Source organism: Stenotrophomonas maltophilia group sp. RNC7 (genome assembly GCF_030910085.1).
Classification (GTDB): Bacteria; Pseudomonadota; Gammaproteobacteria; order Xanthomonadales; family Xanthomonadaceae; genus Stenotrophomonas; species Stenotrophomonas sepilia.
This window is the reverse complement of sequence record NZ_JAVFVN010000791.1, coordinates 1-331: the sequence shown is the minus strand read 5'-3', so window position 1 is coordinate 331 and position 331 is coordinate 1. Positions and strand designations below refer to the sequence as shown.

At 73.1% G+C, this 331-nt stretch carries 1 pseudogene; it reads right to left on the bottom strand.

Going from position 1 to position 331, the window contains the following annotated elements:
- Positions 1-331: pseudogene (locus RCF13_RS19190) on the bottom strand (hydroxymethylglutaryl-CoA reductase); the annotation flags it as partial.

The following is a 331-nucleotide window of genomic DNA, read 5'->3' as shown; positions in this document are numbered from 1 at the left end:
CGCGCGGTCGGCGCGCACGTCCTTTTCCTCGGCCATGCGTTTGGCCAATTGGTCGACCTCGGCGCCCACCGCGCCCACGGTCAGCGCGATGTTGCGCGCGTGCAGCGCCATGTGGCCGCGCTGGATGCCTTCGGTGGCCAGCGCCCGCAGCGCGCCCAGGTTCTGCGCCAGGCCCACGGCCACGGCGATCTCGCCCAGCTCCTGGGCCGAGCGCACCGCCATGATCTTGAGCGCCAGCCGCGCCAGCGGATGGGTCTTGGTGGCGCCGCCCACCAGGCCCACCGGCATCGGCATTTCCAGCGTGCCGACCAGGGCGCCGCTGGCGTCCTTT